Annotated in this window: 1 protein-coding gene; it reads left to right on the top strand. The window is 47.7% G+C overall.

Annotation, left to right across the window (positions count from 1 at the left end; all coding sequences use genetic code 11):
- Positions 1-597 (top strand): DUF5011 domain-containing protein (locus tag A3735_RS26415; protein ID WP_156499940.1); only part of this gene is annotated, 597 nt, incomplete at both ends.

Here is a 597-nt window from a genome sequence, read left to right as displayed (position 1 = left end):
TTCTGACACTGCTGGTAATTCAGCTATTGTTGTATCGCGTACAGTTAACGTCGTCGACAGCACCGCGCCAATCATTACCTTGTTAGGAGCTGCTCCATATAATCAAGAAATTAACACCCCATTTAATGACCCAGGCGCTACCGCAATTGATGTTCCTGGTGAAGACTTATCAAGTTCGATTGTCGTAACAGGTACGGTAAATACTTCAGTCGAGGGAACCTACACTCTTTCTTACGATGTAAGCGATGCATCGGGTAACGTTGCAACAAGCATTTTCCGAGATGTTATCGTTGCCGATTCCGGTAGCCCTATGATCACCCTACTCGGAGATAACCCTCTCACTCACGCACAAGGCTCGCCTTACACTGACCCTGGAGCAACAGCTACGGATGCGGTAGATGGTGACCTTTCCGGAAGCATTGTTGTCGGTGGCGACACGGTAGACCCTAACTTAATCGGCAGCTACCTTATAACTTACGATGTCTCAGATTCATCGGGCAACCCTGCTCCAACCGTAACCCGTACAGTCAACATAGATGACTCAACAGCCCCAGTAATTACTTTAATTGGCGATACAAACACCAATCACCAGCTTGG

This window comes from Oleiphilus sp. HI0061 (genome assembly GCF_001635675.1).
This window is presented reverse-complemented; position numbering and strand designations above follow the sequence as displayed.